At 71.3% G+C, this 20,300-nt stretch carries 18 protein-coding genes; 14 read left to right on the top strand and 4 right to left on the bottom strand.

All coding sequences use genetic code 11. The features are described from left to right. Positions 1-31 precede the first annotated feature (31 nt). Positions 32-613, bottom strand: a complete 582-nt coding sequence (locus ACWC5C_RS15540; RefSeq protein WP_450875922.1) for a hypothetical protein — start codon at positions 611-613, stop codon at positions 32-34. Positions 614-798: 185 nt separating this feature from the next. Here ACWC5C_RS15540 and rimP point away from each other — a divergent pair, with 185 nt between their 5' ends. The 8 genes from rimP to ACWC5C_RS15500 all read left to right on the top strand — a co-directional run bounded on the left by rimP (position 799) and on the right by ACWC5C_RS15500 (position 8,989). Further along, positions 799-1,305, top strand: a complete 507-nt coding sequence (gene rimP, locus ACWC5C_RS15535) for a ribosome maturation factor RimP (protein WP_385439523.1) — start codon at positions 799-801, stop codon at positions 1,303-1,305. Positions 1,306-1,307: 2 nt separating this feature from the next. Beyond that, positions 1,308-2,312, top strand: a complete 1,005-nt coding sequence (gene nusA / locus ACWC5C_RS15530; RefSeq protein WP_450875921.1) for a transcription termination factor NusA — start codon at positions 1,308-1,310, stop codon at positions 2,310-2,312. Positions 2,313-2,429: 117 nt separating this feature from the next. Then, positions 2,430-2,720 (top strand): YlxR family protein, encoded by a 291-nt coding sequence (locus ACWC5C_RS15525; protein ID WP_450875920.1) that lies wholly within the window; start codon positions 2,430-2,432, stop codon positions 2,718-2,720. 154 nt (positions 2,721-2,874) lie between these two features. After that, positions 2,875-6,027: a translation initiation factor IF-2 gene (gene infB, locus ACWC5C_RS15520; protein WP_450875919.1), complete on the top strand. Its 3,153-nt coding sequence runs from the start codon at positions 2,875-2,877 to the stop codon at positions 6,025-6,027. Between the two features lie 122 nt (positions 6,028-6,149). Then, positions 6,150-6,446, top strand: coding sequence for a DUF503 domain-containing protein (locus tag ACWC5C_RS15515; protein ID WP_385439529.1), 297 nt, complete (start codon positions 6,150-6,152; stop codon positions 6,444-6,446). A gap of 41 nt (positions 6,447-6,487) precedes the next feature. After that, a complete protein-coding gene (gene rbfA, locus ACWC5C_RS15510; RefSeq protein ID WP_450875918.1) occupies positions 6,488-6,985 on the top strand; it encodes a 30S ribosome-binding factor RbfA in 498 nt (165 codons plus the stop codon). Continuing rightward, positions 6,982-7,911, top strand: a complete 930-nt coding sequence (gene truB, locus ACWC5C_RS15505; RefSeq protein WP_450875917.1) for a tRNA pseudouridine(55) synthase TruB — start codon at positions 6,982-6,984, stop codon at positions 7,909-7,911. The genes rbfA and truB overlap by 4 nt, the downstream gene beginning before the upstream one ends. Positions 7,912-8,032: 121 nt before the next feature. Further along, positions 8,033-8,989 carry a bifunctional riboflavin kinase/FAD synthetase gene (locus ACWC5C_RS15500; RefSeq protein ID WP_450875916.1) on the top strand — a complete coding sequence of 319 codons (957 nt, stop codon included), beginning with the start codon at positions 8,033-8,035 and terminating at the stop codon, positions 8,987-8,989. 88 nt (positions 8,990-9,077) lie between these two features. Here ACWC5C_RS15500 and ACWC5C_RS15495 read toward each other — a convergent pair whose 3' ends face one another. The 3 genes from ACWC5C_RS15495 to eccE form a co-directional block, all read right to left on the bottom strand. Next, positions 9,078-12,068, bottom strand: coding sequence for an SCO5717 family growth-regulating ATPase (locus tag ACWC5C_RS15495; RefSeq protein WP_450875915.1), 2,991 nt, complete (start codon positions 12,066-12,068; stop codon positions 9,078-9,080). Between the two features lie 272 nt (positions 12,069-12,340). Beyond that, entirely contained in the window at positions 12,341-13,105 is a 765-nt protein-coding gene (locus tag ACWC5C_RS15490; RefSeq protein WP_450876152.1) for a hypothetical protein, read from the bottom strand. 5 nt (positions 13,106-13,110) lie between these two features. Further along, the gene (gene eccE, locus ACWC5C_RS15485; RefSeq protein WP_450875914.1) at positions 13,111-14,358 is read right to left on the bottom strand and encodes a type VII secretion protein EccE; all 1,248 of its coding nucleotides are present in this window, start codon (positions 14,356-14,358) and stop codon (positions 13,111-13,113) included. Positions 14,359-14,551: 193 nt separating this feature from the next. Between eccE and eccB the strand changes: the two genes are divergently transcribed. From eccB to ACWC5C_RS15455, 6 genes are all read left to right on the top strand, one after another. Continuing rightward, positions 14,552-16,123: a type VII secretion protein EccB gene (gene eccB / locus ACWC5C_RS15480; RefSeq protein WP_450875913.1), complete on the top strand. Its 1,572-nt coding sequence runs from the start codon at positions 14,552-14,554 to the stop codon at positions 16,121-16,123. A 2-nt stretch (positions 16,124-16,125) separates the two neighbouring features. After that, entirely contained in the window at positions 16,126-17,388 is a 1,263-nt protein-coding gene (gene mycP, locus ACWC5C_RS15475; protein ID WP_450875912.1) for a type VII secretion-associated serine protease mycosin, read from the top strand. Between the two features lie 175 nt (positions 17,389-17,563). Continuing rightward, positions 17,564-17,914 carry a WXG100 family type VII secretion target gene (locus tag ACWC5C_RS15470; protein WP_385439545.1) on the top strand — a complete coding sequence of 117 codons (351 nt, stop codon included), beginning with the start codon at positions 17,564-17,566 and terminating at the stop codon, positions 17,912-17,914. 42 nt (positions 17,915-17,956) lie between these two features. Next, the gene (locus tag ACWC5C_RS15465) at positions 17,957-18,241 is read left to right on the top strand and encodes a WXG100 family type VII secretion target (RefSeq protein ID WP_450875911.1); all 285 of its coding nucleotides are present in this window, start codon (positions 17,957-17,959) and stop codon (positions 18,239-18,241) included. A 116-nt stretch (positions 18,242-18,357) separates the two neighbouring features. Next, positions 18,358-18,840 carry a hypothetical protein gene (locus ACWC5C_RS15460; protein WP_450875910.1) on the top strand — a complete coding sequence of 161 codons (483 nt, stop codon included), beginning with the start codon at positions 18,358-18,360 and terminating at the stop codon, positions 18,838-18,840. Positions 18,841-18,861: 21 nt separating this feature from the next. Further along, positions 18,862-20,268 carry a WXG100 family type VII secretion target gene (locus ACWC5C_RS15455; protein WP_450875909.1) on the top strand — a complete coding sequence of 469 codons (1,407 nt, stop codon included), beginning with the start codon at positions 18,862-18,864 and terminating at the stop codon, positions 20,266-20,268. Positions 20,269-20,300: the final 32 nt, after the last annotated feature.

Here is a 20,300-nt window from a genome sequence, read left to right as displayed (position 1 = left end):
GGGCTGAACGGGAGGGGACCGACGGGGACCGTCATGAGTCCGGGTCGCCCTGGGTCAGGAGGTACACATGGGCGGCGCCGCAGGCCGCTACGGAGGCCAGCAGCCGGGCCAGTTCGGGCGGCGCGCCGGCGAGCGCCGTGGTGCGGGTGTCGGCGGTGTGCCGCTCGGCCTGGGCGAGGGCGCTGAGGGCCTTCTTCTCGTCCCCGGGCACCGCGGGCAGCCGCCGCCCGCCCGCGGCCGGAGAGCGGGACGCGGTCGCGGAGGCGGACGTGGAGGGGTCCTTGGAGCCGAACGCGGCGACGTGCGCCGCCGTCTCCGCCCGCAGCGGACGCAGCCGCTCCGCGAGCCCGGCATGGGCGTCGATGGTCGCGTCGTAGCGCGCGAGGAGCGCGGCCGAATCCCGCACGCCCCGGGCGCGCAGCGCCGCGGCGGCCGCGGAACCGGAGGACCGGGGTCCGTCGTCCGAGTCTCCGGAGCAGCCGACCAGCAGCGCGGCGGCCCCCGCCGAACCCCCGGCCAGCAGCAGACTTCGCCGCCGCGGGGCCGCGGCCTGCGGGGCGGCCTCGGGGAGGGACGGGGGCGTGGGGCGCGGTGGTGGATTCGTGATCGGCACGTTCCTCTTTCCGGGCTGCGGCAGCTCCCGGCCGCCGTTAGTGATCACAGCAGGCGAGCGTACCCGCGCGAGGCCGGAATGCCGGGCAGCGGCCACCGAATCGTCAGCCCGCTGCCGGAACAGATAGGCTTTGAGCTGACACGCGACCTTCCCACAACAGCACACGCGGCCGAGGAGTCACCCGGATGAGCACGACCCAGAGCGAAAGGCTGCGCGGACTGCTGGAACCGCTCGTCAGCGCACGAGACCTGGATCTGGAAGAGGTCGAGGTGACACCGGCCGGGAAGCGGCGCGTCCTTCGCATCGTGGTGGACTCCGACGACGGCGTGCAGCTGGATACGTGTGCGGAGCTGAGCCGCGAGATCTCGCAGACGCTCGACGACGCGGAAGCGATGGGGCAGACCCCGTACGTCCTGGAGGTCACCTCACCCGGCGCCGAGCGCCCCCTGACCGAGCAGCGCCACTACCAGCGGGCCACCGGCCGGCTGATGCGGGCGCAGCTGGTGGAGGGCGGCGAGCTGATCGCCCGGATCATCTCGGTGGATGACGAGGGGCTGGATCTGGAAGTCCCCGGCGTGAAGGGGCGCAAGCCCACCGCCAGGCGGCTGGCCTTCAAGGAGATCTCCAAGGCACGAGTGGAGATCGAGTTCAACCGCAAGCCCGAGGGCGACGAGAGCAAGGAGGAGGCGTAGCCGTGGACATCGACATGAGTGCCCTGCGGGGTCTGGTGCGGGAGAAGGAGATCTCATTCGACCTGCTGGTCGAGGCGATCGAGTCGGCTCTCCTCATCGCTTACCACCGCACCGAGGGAAGCCGCCGCCGGGCCCGCGTTGAGCTGGCCCGCGACAGCGGCCATGTGACGGTATGGGCCCAGGAGGACGCGGACGACCTCGCGGAGGGCGAGGAGCCCCGCGAGTTCGACGACACCCCCAGCGGCTTCGGCCGGATCGCCGCCATGACGGCCAAGCAGGTCATCCTGCAGCGGCTGCGGGACGCCGAGGAGGAGATCACCTTCGGCGAGTACGCGGGGCGCGAGGGCGATGTCGTCGCGGGCGTCGTCCAGCAGGGCAAGGACCCGAAGAACGTCCTGGTGGACATCGGCCGCCTCGAGGCGATCCTGCCGGTGCAGGAGCAGGTGCCCGGCGAGGACTACGCGCACGGCACCCGGCTGCGTACCTACGTCGTACGAGTGGTCAAGGGCGTGCGCGGCCCGTCCGTGACCCTTTCGCGTACGCATCCCAATTTGGTGAAGAAGCTCTTCGCGCTCGAGGTCCCGGAGATCGCGGACGGCTCGGTGGAGATCGCGGCGATCGCCCGTGAGGCGGGTCACCGCACCAAGATCGCCGTCAGGTCCACCCGTTCGGGTCTGAACGCCAAGGGCGCCTGCATCGGCCCGATGGGCGGCCGGGTACGCAGCGTGATGGCCGAGCTGCACGGCGAGAAGATCGACATCGTCGACTGGTCGGACGATCCCGCCGAGCTGGTGGCCAACGCCCTGTCGCCCGCCCGGGTGAGCAAGGTCGAGGTCGTGGACCTGGCGGCCCGGTCCGCGCGGGTCACCGTGCCCGATTACCAGCTGTCACTGGCGATCGGCAAGGAAGGGCAGAACGCCCGGCTCGCGGCCCGGCTCACGGGCTGGCGGATCGACATCCGGCCGGACACCGATCAGTCCGCGGAGCAGCCCGCCGAGCAGGCCTGAGCAGAGTCGATCAAGGCTGATTCAAGCCGCGGGCATCCGGGATCCGGCCGAAATCGTGTGACGGTTCGATCACTCCCCCCAAGGGGTGAGGTCGCCGCAGGGAGGTAGACTTAAGCAGTGTCTGGCCGCACGCGTGCCCGTGCCTGCCCTGAGAGAACCTGTGTGGGATGCCGGGAGCGGGCGGCCAAGAGCGATCTGCTGCGCATCGTGGCGGTCGAGGGCGTTTGCGCCCCCGATCCGCGCGGTACGCTGCCCGGTCGGGGAGCTTATATGCACCCCACACGGGTCTGTTTCGACCTGGCGGTCCGCCGCCGGGCCTTTCCCCGGGCCTTCAGGGGACCGGGGGCGTTCGACACCACGGCACTGCGCCGTTACGTCGAGCACCAGGGTGACCAGTCACCCTCGTAAGAAGCTGGAAGAACGGCACGGGAACAACCGTGCGGTCAGGTACCTCGCGAGTCGGAAGTAGGTCGAGATTGCGATGAGCACTCGATGAGTACGCGATGAGTACGCCCATGAAGTAGCGACGGTCCGGCGGTAACCCGGACCTAAAAGGAGCGAAGTGGCTAAGGTCCGGGTATACGAACTCGCCAAGGAGTTCGGCGTTGAGAGCAAGGTCGTCATGGCCAAGCTCCAAGAACTCGGTGAGTTCGTACGTTCGGCGTCCTCGACGATCGAGGCGCCGGTGGTCCGCAAGTTGACTGACGCTTTCCAGGGTGGAAACGGCTCCGGCCGTGGTCCTGGCAAGCCCTCGGCGCCGCGTAAGGCGACGCCCAAGCCCCCGACGCCCGGTCCGGCGTCGGCGGCCCGTCCCGCTGCCCCCAAGCCCCCGACGCCCGGCCCCAAGCCGGCCGCCGCCGAGGGCCCGCGCAGCACGCCGTCCGCGGCACCCACTCCGGGCCCGCGCCCGACGCCCGGCCCCAAGCCGGCGGCCGGCCCCAAGCCGGGTCCGGCGCAGCCCGCGGCTCCGGCGCAGCCCGAGTTCACCGCCCCGCCGGCCACCCCCGGCCCCAAGCCCTCCCCGGCCAAGCCGGGCCCGGGTGCCCCGGCCAAGCCGGGCGCCACGCCCGGTCCGCGCCCCGGCGCCCGTCCCGGCCCCGGTGGCCAGGGCGGTCAGGGTCAGGGTGGCCAGGGCCAGGGTGGTCAGGGCGGCCAGGGTGGCCAGGGCGGCCGTTCCGGCGCCCCGCGTCCGGGTCAGGAGCGCGGTGGTCCGCGTCCCGGTGGCGGCGGTCGTCCGTCCGGCCCGCGTCCGGGTAACAACCCCTTCACCTCCGGCGGCTCCACCGGCATGGCGCGCCCGCAGGCGCCCCGTCCCGGCGGCGGCGCCCGTCCGGGCCCCGGTGGCCAGGGCGGTGCCGGTCCGCGTCCGCAGGGCGGCGGCCAGGGTGGTCCCGGTGCCGGTCGCGGCCAGGGTCCCGGCGGTCCCCGTCCCACTCCGGGCTCGATGCCCCGTCCGCAGGGCGGCCAGGGTGCGGGCGGTCCCCGTCCCGGCGGCGGTGCCGGCGGTCCCCGTCCGAACCCGGGCATGATGCCCCAGCGTCCGGCCGCGGGTCCGCGTCCGGGCCCCGGTGGCGGCGGCGGTCGCGGTCCCGGCGGTGCCGGTCGTCCCGGTGGTGGCGGCGGCGGTCGTCCCGGTGGTGGCGGCGGCGGTTTCGCCGGTCGTCCCGGTGGTGGCGGCGGCGGTGCCGGTCGTCCGGGTGGCGGCGGCGGTTTCGCCGGTCGTCCCGGTGGCGGCGGTGGCCGTCCGGGCTTCGGCGGCCGTCCGGGTGGTCCCGGTGGCCGTGGTGGCACGCAGGGTGCGTTCGGCCGTCCCGGCGGTCCGGCGCGTCGTGGCCGTAAGTCGAAGCGGCAGAGGCGCCAGGAGTACGAGGCCATGCAGGCCCCGTCGGTCGGCGGCGTGATGCTGCCGCGCGGCAACGGCCAGACGGTCCGGCTGTCGCGTGGTGCCTCGCTCACCGACTTCGCGGAGAAGATCAACGCCAACCCGGCGTCGCTCGTCGCCGTGATGCTCAACCTCGGCGAGATGGTCACCGCGACGCAGTCCGTCGCCGACGAGACGCTGCAGCTCCTCGCCGACGAGATGAACTACAACGTCGAGATCGTCAGCCCGGAGGAGGAGGACCGCGAGCTTCTCGAGTCCTTCGACATCGAGTTCGGCGAGAACGAGGGCGGCGAGGAGATGCTCGTCGCGCGTCCGCCGGTGGTGACCGTCATGGGTCACGTCGACCACGGTAAGACGCGACTGCTGGACGCGATCCGCAAGACCAACGTGGTCGCGGGCGAGGCCGGTGGCATCACCCAGCACATCGGTGCCTACCAGGTCTCGACCGAGGTCAACGAGGAAGAGCGCCGGATCACCTTCATCGACACCCCGGGTCACGAGGCGTTCACCGCCATGCGTGCCCGTGGTGCGAAGTCGACCGACATCGCGATCCTCGTGGTGGCGGCCAACGACGGTGTGATGCCCCAGACGATCGAGGCGCTGAACCACGCCAAGGCGGCCGACGTGCCGATCGTGGTCGCGGTCAACAAGATCGACGTCGAGGGCGCGGACCCGACCAAGGTGCGCGGTCAGCTGACCGAGTACGGCCTGGTGGCCGAGGAGTACGGCGGCGACACCATGTTCGTCGACATCTCCGCCCGCCAGGGTCTGAACATCGACCAGCTGCTTGAGGCCGTGGTCCTCACCGCGGACGCCTCGCTCGACCTGCGCGCCAACGCGGAGCAGGACGCGCAGGGCATCGCGATCGAGGCCCACCTCGACCGCGGCCGTGGCGCCGTGGCCACCGTGCTGGTCCAGCGCGGCACCCTGAAGGTCGGCGAGACGATGGTCGTCGGCGACGCGTACGGACGCGTCCGGGCGATGCTCGACGACAACGGCAACCAGCTCCAGGAGGCGGGTCCCTCGACCCCGGTCCTGGTGCTCGGTCTGACCAACGTGCCGGGCGCGGGCGACAACTTCCTCGTCGTCGACGAGGACCGCACCGCCCGTCAGATCGCCGAGAAGCGCGCCGCGCGTGAGCGCAACGCCGCCTTCGCCAAGCGCACCCGCCGGGTCTCCCTGGAAGACCTGGACAAGGTGCTCAAGGCCGGTCAGGTCCAGCAGCTCAACCTCATCATCAAGGGCGACGCGTCCGGTTCGGTGGAGGCTCTCGAGTCCTCGCTGCTCCAGCTCGACGTCGGCGAAGAGGTCGACCTGCGCGTCCTGCACCGCGGTGTGGGTGCGGTCACCGAGACCGACATCGACCTGGCGACCGGCTCCGACGCCATCGTCATCGGCTTCAACGTGCGCGCCGATGGGCGTGCCACGCAGATGGCCGAGCGCGAGGGTGTGGACGTCCGTTACTACTCGGTCATCTACCAGGTGATCGAGGAGATCGAGGCGGCCCTCAAGGGCATGCTCAAGCCGGAGTACGAAGAGGTCGAGCTGGGCACGGCGGAGATCCGCGAGGTCTTCCGCTCGTCCAAGCTGGGCAACATCGCGGGTGTTCTCATCCGCTCCGGCGAGGTCAAGCGGAACACCAAGGCCCGCCTCGTCCGCGACGGCAAGGTCATCGCGGAGAGCCTCAACATCGAGGGCCTGCGCCGCTTCAAGGACGACGTCACCGAGATTCGGGAAGGCTTCGAGGGCGGTATCAACCTCGGCAGCTACAACGACATCAAGATCGACGACGTCATCGCGACGTACGAGATGCGCGAGAAGCCGCGCGGCTGACGCGCTGCCTCTCATCCGGGGCCGGTCGGCGGAGAATTTCCGTCGATCGGCCCCGGCCCTTGCGTGTACGGTTCGAGAAGCCCGAACCTCGAAGGCCCCACGGGTGGCTTGACCCGGACCGCATGTATGTAGGGACGTTGTCCTTTGACCTGCTCCTCGGCGACGTACGGTCGTTGAAGGAGAAGCGCTCCGTCGTCCGCCCGATCGTCGCCGAGCTGCACCGCAAGTACGCGGTGAGCGTGGCGGAGGTCGGCGACCAGGACCTCTACCGCAGGGCCGAGATCGGCCTCGCGGTGGTCTCCGGGGACACGGGCCACCTGGCGGAAGTCCTCGACCGCTGCGAGCGGCTGGTCGCGGCGCGGCCGGAGGTGGAACTGCTGTCGGTACGACGGCGGCTCCACGGTGGCGACGACGAGTGACCGAAGCGAAGACCTGAAGCGAAGAAGAGAGAAGAAGACGCATGACCGACACCGCGCGGGCACGCAAGCTGGCGGACCGCATCCGGGTCGTGGTCGCGGAGACGCTGCAGCGGCGGATCAAGGACCCGCGGCTCGGCTATGTGACCATCACCGACACCCGGATCACCGGTGATCTCCGGGAAGCGACCGTCTTCTACACGGTCTACGGCGACGACGAGGAGCGCACGGCCTCGGCCGCCGCCCTGGAGAGCGCCAAGGGCGTGCTGCGGTCGGAGGTCGGACGGCAGACCGGGGTGCGGTTCACCCCGACCCTGACGTTCGTCCCGGACGCGCTGCCGGACAACGCCCGTACGATCGACGACCTGCTCGCCAAGGCCAAGGCGGCCGACGAGGAGGTCCGGGAGGCGTCCTCGGGCGCCACGTACGCCGGGGAAGCCGATCCGTACCGCAAGCCGGGTGAGGACGACGAGGCGGAGGCGGCAGAGGCCGCGGACGCCGACGAGTCTCCTTCCGACGGCAAGGGCGCCGCGGACGCATGACACGCAAGGGAAGGGCCGCGTCCGGTGCGCCGGACGGCCTGGTGATCGTCGACAAACCGGCCGGGTTCACCTCGCACGACGTCGTCGCGAAGATGCGCCGCTTCGCCGGTACGCGCCGGGTCGGGCACGCCGGGACGCTGGACCCGATGGCCACGGGCGTGCTCGTGATCGGTGTCGAGAAGGCGACCCGGCTGCTCGGTCATCTGGCGCTGACCGAGAAGGAGTACACGGCCACGATCCGGCTCGGCCAGACCACGGTCACCGACGACGCCGAGGGGGAGATCACCTCCTCGGACGGGGCCGCCGGGACCGCGCTCGACGCCGTGCGGACCGGGATCGGCGAGCTGACCGGGGACATCCAGCAGGTGCCGTCCAAGGTCAGCGCCATCAAGATCGACGGCAAGCGGTCCTACACCCGGGCCCGGGAGGGCGAGGAGTTCGAGATCCCGGCCCGTCCGGTGACCGTCTCGTCGTTCGTCCAGCGCGGGGGCCGCGAGGCGAAGGCCGAGGACGGCACCCCGGTGCTCGACCTCGACGTCACGGTCGTGTGCTCCTCGGGTACGTACATCCGCGCCCTGGCCCGCGACCTCGGCGCCGGGCTGGGCACCGGCGGCCATCTGACGGCGCTGCGCCGCACCCGGGTCGGCCCGTACGGGCTGGACGCCGCGCGGACCCTGGAGCAGCTGGAGGAGTCCCTCCAGATCATGCCCATCGCCGAGGCCGCGGCCGCCGCCTTCCCGCGCTGGGACGTCGACGATCACCAGGCCCGGCTGCTGGGCAACGGCGTACGGATCGACATGCCGCCCCTGCCGCCCCGCGAGGGCGGCGCGGCGGGCCCGGTGGCGGTCTTCGGACCGGAGGGGCGGTTCCTGGCCCTGGTGGAGGAGTCGAAGGGCCGGGCCAAGAGCCTCGCCGTCTTCGTATGAGGGTTCCGTGGGTCCCCCGCCGACCGGCCTCCGGTGCACGGCGGGGACCGGCGGCATGGCAGTCTTAGATCTGCGAAAGCGATAAGTCGGCAGTCAAAGGTTCGGGCGAGGAGCGGGCATAGTGCAGCGCTGGCGTGGCTTGGAGGACATCCCCGAGGACTGGGGGCGCAGCGTCGTCACGATCGGTTCCTACGACGGAGTGCACCGCGGGCATCAGCTGATCATCGGCCGCGCGGTGGCCCGCGCGCGGGAGCTGGGCGTACCGGCGGTCGTGGTCACCTTCGACCCGCACCCGAGTGAGGTCGTGCGGCCCGGCAGCCATCCGCCGCTGCTCGCCCCGCACCAGCGGCGTGCGGAGCTGATGGCGGAGCTGGGCGTGGACGCGGTGCTGATCCTTCCGTTCACCCAGGAGTTCTCGCGGCTCACCCCCGCGGACTTCGTGGCGAAGGTGCTGGTCGACAAGCTCCACGCGCGGGTCGTGGTGGAGGGCCCCAACTTCCGGTTCGGCCACCGCGCCGCCGGGAACGTGGACTCGCTGCGCGAGCTGGGCACCACCTACGACTACGAGGTCGAGGTGATCGACCTGTACGAGCGCGGCGCGGCGGGCGGCGGCGAGCCGTTCTCGTCCACCCTGGTGCGCAGGCTGGTCGCCGAGGGGGACGTCGCGGGTGCCATGGAGGTCCTGGGGCGGCCGCACCGCGTCGAGGGCGTCGTGGTCCGCGGCGCCCAGCGCGGCCGCGAACTGGGCTTCCCCACGGCCAATCTGGAGACCCTGCCGCACACCGCGATCCCGGCCGACGGGGTCTACGCGGGCTGGCTGACGGCCGAGGGCGAGGCGATGCCCGCGGCCATCTCGGTCGGCACCAACCCGCAGTTCGACGGGACCGAACGGACCGTGGAGGCGTACGCGATCGACCGGGTCGGTCTGGATCTGTACGGGCTCCATGTCGAGGTGGACTTCCTCGCGTTCCTGCGCGGCCAGGAGAAGTTCGACTCGATCGAGGCGCTGCTGGAGCGGATGGCGGCCGATGTGAAGCGGGCGAGCGAGCTGGTGGAGGAGCACGACAGCCACCGCTGACGCCCCTTCGTACACAGACGCACAAAGGCGATCGCCCCGCCGGACCGGTGGATTATCCGGTCCGACGGGGCGATCGGCTTTTGTACGGCTACTGCTGGGGCGGCGGGGGCGGCGGCTGGTGCTGCCACGGCTGACCCTGCCCCTGCTGCTGAGGCGGAGGCGGCGGCTGCTGCCCTTGCTGTGGCTGTCCCTGCTGCCAGGGCTGGCCGGGCTGGGGCTGCTGCTGGGCCTGGTTCGGCTGCTGCGGCGGGTGCCAGCCCTGCTGCGGTCCGGGCTGACCGGGCTGGCCCTGCTGGGGGTAGCCCGGTTGCTGCGGCGGCTGTCCGTGCTGCGGATAGCCGTACCCGTACGGCGGCGGCTGCTGGCCCTGCTGCGGCTGCTGAGGCGCGTACGCCCCCGGGTAGGGCTGCTGGCCCTGGCCGGGCAGCGGCGGGGCCATCTGCGGCGGCTGGACGCCCTCCCCGGCCGTCCACAGCCCCTGCGCCTGCTGCGCGCGCGAGAAGTCCTCGGCGACCATGGCGGAGAGGTTGAAGTACGCCTCGCGGGTCTTCGGGCGCATCATGTCGAGGTCCACCTCGGCGCCCGCCGACAGATGCTCGTCGAACGGCACGACGACCACCCCGCGGCAGCGGGTCTCGAAGTGCGACACGATGTCCTCGACCTTGATCATCTTGCCGGTCTCGCGGACCCCCGAGATGACCGTGATGGAGCGCTGGACGAGGTCGGCGTAGCCGTGCGCGGACAGCCAGTCGAGCGTGGTGCTCGCGCTGCTCGCCCCGTCCACGGAGGGCGTGGAGATGATGATCAGCTGGTCCGCGAGGTCGAGCACCCCGCGCATCGCGCTGTAGAGCAGACCGGTGCCCGAGTCGGTGAGGATGATCGGGTACTGCTTGCCCAGGATGTCGATGACGCGGCGGTAGTCGTCGTCGTTGAACGTCGTCGAGACCGCCGGGTCCACGTCGTTGGCGAGGATCTCGAGACCGGAGGCCGCCTGCGAGGTGAACCGCCGGATGTCCATGTAGCTGTTGAGGTACGGGATCGCGGTGACCAGGTCGCGGATGGTCGCGCCGGTCTCGCGCCGCACCCGGCGCCCGAGCGTGCCCGCGTCGGGGTTGGCGTCGATCGCGATGACCTTGTCCTGGCGCTCGGTGGCCAGGGTGGAGCCGAGCGCTGTGGTCGTCGTGGTCTTGCCGACGCCGCCCTTGAGGCTGATCACCGCGATCCGGTAGCACGAGAGCACCGGCGTACGGATCAGCTCCAGCTTGCGCTGCCGCTCGGCCTCTTCCTTCTTGCCGCCGAGCTTGAACCGCGAACCGGCGGGGTTGTTCTTCTTGGGCTTCTGCTTGCCACGGATGAGCCGGTCCGAGGACAGCTCGACCGCCGCCGTGTACCCGAGCGGGGCGCCCGCGTTGCCCTGTCCGGCGCTCGGGCGCTGCTGCCGCTGGTCGGGCCCGGTGACGGGCCAGCCGCTGGCACGGGGGTCGGCCGCGGCGGCGGCGTCGGGACGCGGGTAGCCGTAGCCGTCCTGCTGGGGCTGCTGCGGCTGCGGCTGCTGTTGCTGCTGGGGATGCGGCTGCTGCTGGGGCGGCTGGTGCTGCTGGGGCTGCGGCGCGGGCGGCGGGTACGGCCCCTGGCCCTGCTGGGGGCCGGGGTACGGCTGCCCCGCGTCGGGACGCGGATAGCCGTATCCGTCCTGCGTGGGCGCCGGAGGCTGCCCGGGCGCGCCGGGGTGCGGATAGCCGTACTGCGGGGCCTGGGGGGCCTGCGGGACCTGCGGGGGCGGAGGGGCCTGCGGCCCCTGCGGCGCACTCTGCGGCCCCTGGGGCCCCTGCGGGCCTTGCGGAGCCTGCTGCCCCTGCGGGCCCGGCGCGGCGGGCCCGCCCTGCGGGTAACCACCCTGCGGGGTGGCCTGGTTCGGCGCCGGGGGCTGCGGCTGCGGGCCCGGCGCACCGGCGGCCGGGCCGGGAGCGGGCTGCCCCTGCGGACCCGTCGCCTGCGGCGGCGCCCAGGGGCCGGCCTGCGGCGGCAGCGGACCACCGGCCGCGCCGGGCCCGCCCGTACGCTGCTCGGGGACCGGCGCCGAGCCGCCACCCGTACCGCCCGACTCCGGCGCGGCGGGCTGGAAGTCCGGCGGCAGCGGCGGCAGTCCGGACTGCGGAGCGGCGGGCGGCGTCCAGCCATTGCCCGTCTCCGGCGGTGCCGGGGAGCCGGCGGCCGCGTCCCGCGACCCGGCCTCGGCGCTCGCCGCCTGGGCGCGCTCCTCGGCCTCCCGGCGCAGCGACGCGGCGGAGAAGCGCGTGGTGCCCTCGCTGCGCACATCGCCGCTTCCGGCTTCGGCGTCGCCGGATTCCGCCTCGGCGGCCTCCTTCCGCTCGGCGATCTCGCGCCGCATCGAGGCGGTGGAGAACCGCACCGTGGAATTGCTTGCCACGGCGCCATCGCCCTGGCCGCCGTCACTGTCGGCGGCATCGTCGGCATCAGGGGCGGCTTCGGCGTCGGCGGCGGCGACCTGCGGCGGCGCGGCGGGCGCCAGCGCGTAGTCGTCGTCCTCGTCGTCCTCGGCGGCGTCGGGAAGGTCGGCCGCGTGCTGCTCGACCCGCTCGGCTTCCGGCTCACCGTCAGCCGGCACCGCAGCGGCCGGATTTACGGCGAAGCCGGACAAAGGGGGCGTTCCATCAGGCTCGCCGTCCCGTGGCCGGGCCTCCGGCTCCGCGTCGCCCGCGTCCTCGGAGGGTCCGTCCGGCGCGGCCTGGTGCACGGAGGCATCCACCGGCGCGGGCCCGGCGGGAGGCGCCGCGGGCGGAGGCGTCCACGCCCCCGGGTAACCGTCCGCCTCCGGCGGCCCGGGTACGGCCACCGGGTTGCCGACCGGCGGTGGCGGCGGCGGAGGCGTCGCGGTGCCGGCCCCCGTGTCCGCCCCGGTCCCCGCGGCGGGTGCCGACGGCGAAGCGTTCTGCGTGTACCAGGCAGGTGGCGTGTAGTCGATGGTGAACTCGCCCGTGTGCTCGGTCTCGGCGTCGGACCGATCATCGCCGGGTGTGGTTCCGCCCGTGCGGATCTCGTCCCGATCGCTGCTCACAATGCCTCCTGGTGTGGTCGAACACCCTTGAAATTCATGGCGAGGCCGATCTGTTGCCGATCGCTACTGTCGTCCGACCGTTCGGCTTTCCCCTTTTGTGGCGCCGGGGACACCTGATCAGGTTCATCACCGTGCGCACACCAAGCCTAATCACGAGACGCACCCGGGCGGCAGGCCCGTCCCGCCGCTCGCAAGCGTCCGATAGGTCACGTGTCTTCGCCGTACCGAGAGATGATCAGTACGGAACCACCCCGAATCGCCCCAAGCGGGGACTAGTCGACCCGGCGCGGAGATCCGAGCAGTCCCGTCTCGGCGTCAGTCGCCTGTAGCGTCACGGCCTGCCGGGCCTCGCGGGTGCACCACAGGGTGACCCAGTCGGGGAGGGTTGACAGCGCCGTGACATCGGGGCGGGGGAGCGTCATGATCCTGCCGATCTCCTCCGCCTCGTCGGGCGAGACCCGCTGGATCCCGACCAGCCCCGCGTGTTCCAGGAGCCGGGGCGCGACCGGGCTCAGATACGGCAGCAGGGTCAGCACCGACTGCCACGGCAGGGCGGAGACCCGGCCGCGCGGGGGGCGCATGCCGCAGTCCCGGATGACCAGCACCGGGCTGCCCACCGAGGGCCCCTGGGGCGGGACCCGGCCCACGTCGAAAACGGTCATGCACTGCTGCCCGCCGCCCGCGACCTGCACCAGGTTGGCCCACAGATGCGGCCGTCCGGTCTCGATGGCGACCCGGGCGCCGGTGGCCGCCGCCCGGAAGGCCAGCACCTGCGCGGTCCACAGCCCCCCGACGAGCACCACGTCGAACGGCTCGGGCCGGTTGAAGCCGAGCACGGCGGGCTGGTTCTGGCCGTCCACGCCGATGATGACGCCATCGTCACCGACCGGCAGGGCGAGCGCGTCGAGCTGGTCCGCGGTGAGCGTCTGGCGTCCGCGGCGGGGCCCGATGAGCCCGAAGCCGGGGCGCGTCCTGCGCGGTGCGCCCGGCGCGGCGGGGGCGTCGGGGGAAGGGGTGGTCGGGTTGGAAGTGGCCATGGCCATCAGCGAGTACCTCCCAGCGGAAGCGTGGCGAGCACGCCGGGCAACTGCTCGCGATCGAGACGTACGAGCCCGACCCGCACCCCGCGCGCCGCGCGCTCCAGCGCCTTGCGGGCGGTGACCAGATCGGTGTCATTGCGGCCCGTGACGCGGATATGTCCGTTGACCGTCGAGGTGTTCCGGCCGCCCTCGCCCTGGGTGAGCGTCAGGCTGAAGGTGCTCGCGAGGGCGGGCATGGAGGTCAGCAGCGCCACCAGCTGGGGCAGCGGCACGGCTCCCGTGCCCACCTGCGGCCACCGGCCCACCCAGTAGGTGGTGTGCCAGCGGTCGTCACAGCGCCAGGCGCGCGAGGTCTCCGCGGTCCGGCGCGCCGGTGTGTTCGCGCGCCCCGCCTGGGTCGTGGCGTTCGGGTTGACGCATGCCGAGGTGGCGACGGCCGTCGCCAGTTCGCCCTCGGCCAGCGGCCTGGCGGTGAAACCGGCCCCGGTGAGGCGGCTGGCCAGCTGGTCGACGGAGCGCAGCAGACAGCGCTGAGCGCCCTCCAGACCGCCGCCGCGCGCCTCGATGGCCTCCGGGCACAGTTCGGGGTGGAGCTTGAGCGCCACCCAGGTCAGCCGGACGGCGGGTGCCCCGGCCTGCTCCTGGAGCGGTGCGTAACTGCGCGCCGCGGCCGCCTGCTCCGGCAGATGCGGCGCGGGCGCGGGCTGAGCGTGCTGGACGACCTGGACGGACTCCAGCCGGATGCCGTCCACCTCCAGCGCGTCGTGCAGCAGCGCGAGCGGAAGCGGCCGCTTGTCCCGCATCGGCCGCAACGGGGTGTCGTGCGACTGCACCTGGAGGATCGCCGTGAGGAACGTGCCGTCGCCGATCATGCCGATCTCGCGCCGGTCCCGGGAGAGGTACGCGTACGTCCGCAGCGCGGGATCGCATTCGACGGCGGGGGCGAGCGACGGGTCGACACCGGCCGGGACGGGCTCCTTGGCGAGCCGCTGGCGGGCCCGCAGCGCGCTGATGGAGACGAGCCAGTCGGTGAACGGCTGCTGCCGGCGCCGCAGCACCGCGATCAGCACGAGTACCAGGGCGATCACCCCGGCGGGCACGAGCAGCAGTGAGTCGACGGTCCAGGCGACGACGAGGACCGCTGCGGCCACCTCCACCAGCACGAGTTGGTGCAGCCGTACGGGGCCGAAGCTCCCAGTGCGTGAGGGCTGGCGCGGTGCGGCGGTGCGCGCGTGGGTGGCAGAGCTCATCAGGGAGGCCGCCCCTTGTCCTGGTCTCGTCCTGGTCGATTGTGTGATTACGGTATCGGAAAGGCCGCGTGAGGGTGGCGCGGGTATCAGTTGGGCCGAGCGGGTGAGTAATCTCCCCTGTGGCTACCAAGCGCAGGCACGTGCGCGAGAACAACACTGCGCAAGAACAACACGGGGAGAAGCGGGCTAAGACATGGCATCGCGGCGGGATGAGCTCAGCGCCTACACCTTTGCGAAGAAACGAATGGTTGCCTCATTTGTGCAGCCATCGCCCACCGTCATGGACGACGGCGCTCCGCGTCCGGTGCGCGCCATTCTGCCCGGAGTCATCGTGGGGGCGCTGATCCTGGCGGGGTTCGGGGCCTGGGGGATGATCAAGCCGACGGCGCCCCAGGGCTGGGACGACACCGCGGCCCACATCATCGTCGGCAATGAATCCACGTCGCGCTATGTCATTCTGTCGACGGGCGGAAAGAAGCAGCTGCACCCCGTCCTCAACCTGGCCTCCGCGAAACTCCTCCTCGAATCCGGCAAGTCGGGGATCGTCCGGGTGAAGGACTCGCAGCTCGACAACGGGGACATACCGCGGGGCCCGACGATCGGAATTCCGTACGCCCCGGACCGCATGCCGACGGGCGACGAGGCCGCCAAGCAGAAGCGCTGGGTGGTCTGCGAGCAGCCCGGCGGCGGCCAGGACAAGTCCACGCAGAAGGCGGTCTTCCTCTTCGCCGACCGCGAGGCGTCGAAGGTCCAGGGCGCACAGCGGCTGCGCGGCAGCCAGGCGATGTACGTCGAGGGGAGCAAGGGCCGCTACCTGGTGGACCCGTCCGGCAGGAAGTACCTCCTGGGCGGTCCGAAGGGCGAGCAGAGCATGTCCGCGCCCCAGTACGACCTGCTGCTGCGGACCCTCTTCAAGCAGGGCGCCAAGCCGCAGAAGGTGACGGACGACTGGCTGGACACGCTGAAGGACGGCGCCCCCGTGGAGTTCCCCACCGTGCCGGGACAGCCGGGCGCCTCGGCCGGGGTCGACTCCCTGCCGGATGACGCCAACCGCGTGGGGACCGTGCTGCAGGCCCAGACGGGCGGCGGCGTCCAGCACTACGTGGTGCTGCGGGGCAAGGTGCAGCCGGTCTCCGGCTTCGCCGCCAACCTGCTGCTCAACAGCGAGCAGCTGTCCAGCCTCAACCAGCTCGGCAAGCCGATGAAGGTCAACGCGCAGGACTTTGTGTCCGACTCCGAGAACTACTTCGCGGGCGACACCGCCTGGCCCTCCGCGGCCCCGCGCCAGGTCAACTCCGCCGAAGCAACGGCCGGTTCCGCGGCCAGGGACACCGTCTGCAACGTGCTCACCAAGGTCGGCGGCAACGGCACGCCCACGCTGGAGACCTGGGCGGGCACGGACTACCCCGCGCCCGTCGTGGACGGTGGCTCCAGCGCGTACGTCACTCCCGGCACCGGGCTGCTCTACCGGCAGTACCAGGGGGAGGCGACGAACACCGGTCAGACCTTCCTCGTCACCGACACCGGTCTGCGCTACCAGGTGCAGTCCAACAGCGACAGCACCGCGGGCAAGTCCAAGATCGGCGGCGGCGCCGCCGACGGGCAGAAGGCCGTGACCGGCGGGCAGCCTGCGGCCAACGAGGCGCAGACCCGGCTGGGTTACGCGGACGCCAAGCCGGTGCCGGTGCCGCAGAACTGGTCGCAGTTCCTGCCGATCGGACCCCGGCTCGACCTCAACAGCGCCCGCCAGCCGCAGGGTTCGTGACCATGGGAAACCGACACCTGAGGCGGGCGGCCGCGCTGTCGTCCGCGACCGTACTGGCGTGCCTCACCGGGGCGACGGGCGCGGCGCAGCCCGTCGCCGCCGCGGCCACGTCCCTCGACGGCAACGGTCAGTGCACGTTCCCGATGAAGGAGCAGATCAAGGGAACACCCTGGTCGCTGCAGCGGTTGGTGATGGACCGCCTGTGGGAGGAGACCAAGGGCAAGGACAAGGACGGCGAGCCGGTCAAGGTCGCCGTCATCGACACCGGCGTGGACAACACCAACATCCAGCTGAAGACGGCGGTCGACGCGTCGAGCGGCGCGAACTACCTGGCCGTGCCGAAGGATGTCACCGGCGCCGACCGCAAGCGGGCGGAGAGCCCCACGTACGACGAGGTCGGGCACGGCACCAAGGTCGCGGGCATCATCGCGGCGCGGCCCCGTACGGGCACCGGTTTCGTCGGCCTGGCCCCGGACGCGAAGATCATCCCGCTCAAGCAGAACAACGCCGAGGGCAAGGGCACGCCGCAGATGATGGCGCGGGCCATCCGCAAGGCGGTGGACGAGGGCGCGCGCGTCATCAACATCTCCCAGGACACCAAGGGCGCCCGCTCGCAGACCGACCTGCAGCTGGCCGTCGCCGACGCGATCAGGAGGGACGTGGTCGTGGTCGCCTCCGCCGGGAACGACGGCGCGGACGGCAAGTCCAAGCGCACCTACCCGGCCTCCTACCCGGGAGTCCTCGCCGTCGCCGCCTCCGACCGCAACAACGAACGCGCGTACTTCTCGCAGAGCGGCGACTTCGTCGGGGTCGCGGCGCCGGGCGTGGAAATGGTCTCCACCGTCCCCAAGGGCGGCCAGTGCGTCGACAACGGCACCAGCTTCGCCGCCCCGTACGTGGCCGGTGTCGCGGCCCTCGTGCGCGCCAAGCACCCGGACTGGACGCAGCAGGAAGTCGTCGCCCAGATCGAGCAGACCGCCGAGCGCGGGGTCAACGGCCGTGACCGCTACGTCGGCTGGGGTGTGATCGACCCGGTCAAGGCCCTCACGGACGACGACCAGAAGATCCAGCGGCCCACCGTCGACAACAGCGCGGCCAAGAACATCCCGAAACCCGAGCCGGGCAAGCTCATCCTGGGCGAGACCCCGCACGAGCGCAGCGTGCGCCTGGCCACCTACGCCCTGGGCGCGGGCGTGGTCGTCGTGGCCATCACGGCGGGCGGCGCGATCGTCCTCCGCGATTGGCGGCGCCGACGCGAAACGTGAGCCCCACGTTCCCCATCCGTTCCACTCGTTCCATCCCTGTAACAACCCGGCGGGCGATGGTCATGCACACGGGGACGGTGGCTAGAGTGGTGCCTTGACAACTTCGATCCGATGTACGCGGGGCGGCAGTCGAAGGGACGCCCCGTGACATCCGATTCATGGGGGAAGGTGTGCCATGGCGGAAAAGCTCCGCGTAGAAGGCCATGATTTCAAGACGCTGGAAAGCGCCATCGACTGGATGGAGGGCCAGCTGACCGAGCGGATCGGCAAGCTCAACGGTGTTATCGACAACATCGAAGGGCACTGGAAGGGCATCGCGGCCGGCGCGTACAACAACCTCCAGACGGAGGTCAACAACGACGTCCGCCGGGTCAACCAGCTGCTGAGCTTCACTCGTGAGCTGGTGAAGGCGAGCCGGGACGGCTTCGACCAGGAAGAGATGGATCAGCTCAAGAACATCAACAGCGTTGGTGGCGGCGGCGCCGGTGGCCAGAGCGGCATCCTGGGCTCCTTCCACGCTTCTTGATCCTTCTCGACCCATCCGCTTCGCATCAGGAGTTAGATCTCGATGGAAATCACGTACGAAGTTGTCGTAGGAGCCTCGAACACGGTCAGGAGCGAGGCCGACAAGCTCAAGACCGACCTCGACACCATCATGCGGCAGTGCAAGACCGTCTCCGAGTCGTGGAGCGGTGAGGCGCAGCGTGCGTTCAACGAGCGTCAGCACGAGTGGAACACGCGCGTCGACCACCTGCACACCACGCTTCTCACCATCTCGAAGAAGCTGCTGGAGGCGACGGAGGGCTACAAGGCCAATGACCACCGTCAGGGCCAGCGCTTCGCCCAGGGCTAAGAGACGCGGCACACACACCGCGGTCGCGTCGTGGGTGCGGGACATTGTGGCCACGGCCACGTGTCCCGCACCTACGACTGCCGCATTTCGGTACCGGTACCCGGAGGAGGTGTTTCATGGCTGAGTCGGCACCGGACGGGGGGAGCTCTGCTAAGTCTCCTTCGTCGCCGAAACTCGACGCGCCCAGCGAATCCCTGCAGGAGTTCAAGAAGCGCGTCGACAGACTTCTGACAGAACTGGACAAGTCGACCGCCGCGCACGGCAAGCTGGGCGAACAAAAGGTGGCCGCTACCGCCTACGGCTCAATCGAACAGGCGACGACGCTGGCCGACGCGTACGACAAGGCGCACACTCAGCTGCAACTGCTCTCCCGCACGCTGGGTGAGCAGCTGGAGGCGATGGGCATCACGGTGGGCGCGGCCGACGGCGACTACCAGGAGATGGACCAGGAGCACGCGCGGCGCCTCAAGGCGATCCAGGCGCGAACCAGCAAGTACTACAAGCAGTATCAGAAGGAGCACGGTCATAAGGGCGCCGAGAAGCCCGACGACGGTGTGGAGACCGGCGACGGTAAGCAGGCCGAAAAGGGCGGCATGTGATCGGGAACGGGGGATCAGGGCATGGCTGACCCGAATGTGTGCAAAGTCAGCACGGCTTTCGATGGAATGTCCTTCGAGGAGATGCTGAAGCTGCTCGCTGGTACGGACGAAGAAGAGATCATCGGTAAGGGCAACACTCTCGCGGGCGCGGGGGCTGAGCTGGACAAGATCGGCGATGAGCTCAAGAGGCGTGTCGGCAGGGTTACCTGGGACGGCGAGGGTGGTGATGCCTTCCGTGAGTGGGGCGACGACTTCGCCAAGCAGGCGCTGAAGCTGGCGAAATACGTCAGTTCTGTCGGTGAGGCCATGGAGCGTGCAGGCGAGGCGCTGACCCAAGTCAAGAAGGCGATACCGAAGCCTCCGGAAGGCTTGGGCGTGCGCTATGCGGACGCGGACAAGGAGAAGGAACGCCTCGCGTCTCTGAAGGAGCTGGAGCCCGATACCCGCGACCAGCTGCTGAGGCTGGCGGGCAGCTACGGGACGATGGCGGGGGCCATAGAGCTCTCCGCGAAGGACGAGCCGGTCTTCAAGCCGCTGCCGAATGCGGCCATACCTGACAGCTTCATTGAAGGCGGGCAGGAGTCGTACGGCTCCTCCGGCGGCTCCGCAGGAACTGTGTCCTCGGCAGCGGGCGGGGCGCCGAGTGCCCAGCATGCCGTTCAGGACTCGACGTTCTCCCCAGGGCATGCCAACGCTCCGGGAGGCGGAGGCCACGTCACCGTTCCGGACGCGACTCACACCAACATCGACGGTGTGAAGGAACTGCCGCGTACGGATCCCTCACCGGCTCCCACCGCGCCCACGCCCACCGGCCAGCAGGGCCCCGGCCGCGAGGTCACGGGCCTGCCGGTCACTCCGCCTGTCTCCCCTTCCCCGGGGACGGGCAGGTCCGGTCCGCCCGTGAGTCCGGTCGGGCGGACGGGCGGACCCAGGCTGGGAGGCGGCAAGGGGCTCGAGTCCATCACCCCCCGGTCTACCGACCCCGTGCGCACCGGCAGGGACGTCGTCGGCGGTATGCCTCCCCGGCAGACACCGGCGAGCGGCGATGCCCGGACCGCCCGCGGCCCGGTCATCGGCGGCGAGCAGGCCCGCACCACCGCCACCGGCCGCACAGGAATGCCAACGACGACGGGGCAGGGTGTCGTGGGCGGACGGCCCGTCACGGGCGTCCCGTCCCGTGGCTCGGTGTCCTCGTCCCGCCCGGGCAGGGTGGCGCGTTCCGCGAGCGAACTCAGGGTCAACGGGGAGTTCACTCAGGGAGGTAGCGGTCTCGTCCGAGGCGCCGCCGGAGTGTCCGGTGTGCCATCGACGAACGATCCGCGCCGGTCCAAGAAGCGGGACGGTGGAGAGAGCCCCGACTACCTGACCGAGGACGAGGAGACATGGACCGGCGGAGAACGCCGGAACGTGCCTCCCGTGATCGAGTAAGACCGGCCAGCCACACAAGCCTCTGATGACGA

The sequence above is a fragment of the Streptomyces sp. NPDC001700 genome (assembly GCF_053596435.1).
The sequence above is the reverse complement of the archived record's forward strand: the minus strand, read 5'-3'. Positions and strand labels throughout refer to the sequence as shown.

Bases quoted from the DNA above. Each gene is read 5' to 3' on its own strand.
- ACWC5C_RS15490 (WP_450876152.1), bottom strand. From the start codon at position 13,105: ATGGCCACTTCCAACCCGACCACCCCTTCCCCCGACGCCCCCGCCGCG.
- ACWC5C_RS15460 (WP_450875910.1), top strand. From the start codon at position 18,358: ATGGCTGAGTCGGCACCGGACGGGGGGAGCTCTGCTAAGTCTCCTTCG.
- ACWC5C_RS15515 (WP_385439529.1), top strand. From the start codon at position 6,150: ATGTATGTAGGGACGTTGTCCTTTGACCTGCTCCTCGGCGACGTACGG.
- rimP (WP_385439523.1), top strand. From the start codon at position 799: ATGAGCACGACCCAGAGCGAAAGGCTGCGCGGACTGCTGGAACCGCTC.
- eccB (WP_450875913.1), top strand. From the start codon at position 14,552: ATGGCATCGCGGCGGGATGAGCTCAGCGCCTACACCTTTGCGAAGAAA.
- ACWC5C_RS15455 (WP_450875909.1), top strand. From the start codon at position 18,862: ATGGCTGACCCGAATGTGTGCAAAGTCAGCACGGCTTTCGATGGAATG.
- eccE (WP_450875914.1), bottom strand. From the start codon at position 14,358: ATGAGCTCTGCCACCCACGCGCGCACCGCCGCACCGCGCCAGCCCTCA.
- ACWC5C_RS15465 (WP_450875911.1), top strand. From the start codon at position 17,957: ATGGAAATCACGTACGAAGTTGTCGTAGGAGCCTCGAACACGGTCAGG.
- truB (WP_450875917.1), top strand. From the start codon at position 6,982: ATGACACGCAAGGGAAGGGCCGCGTCCGGTGCGCCGGACGGCCTGGTG.
- rbfA (WP_450875918.1), top strand. From the start codon at position 6,488: ATGACCGACACCGCGCGGGCACGCAAGCTGGCGGACCGCATCCGGGTC.
- mycP (WP_450875912.1), top strand. From the start codon at position 16,126: ATGGGAAACCGACACCTGAGGCGGGCGGCCGCGCTGTCGTCCGCGACC.
- ACWC5C_RS15470 (WP_385439545.1), top strand. From the start codon at position 17,564: ATGGCGGAAAAGCTCCGCGTAGAAGGCCATGATTTCAAGACGCTGGAA.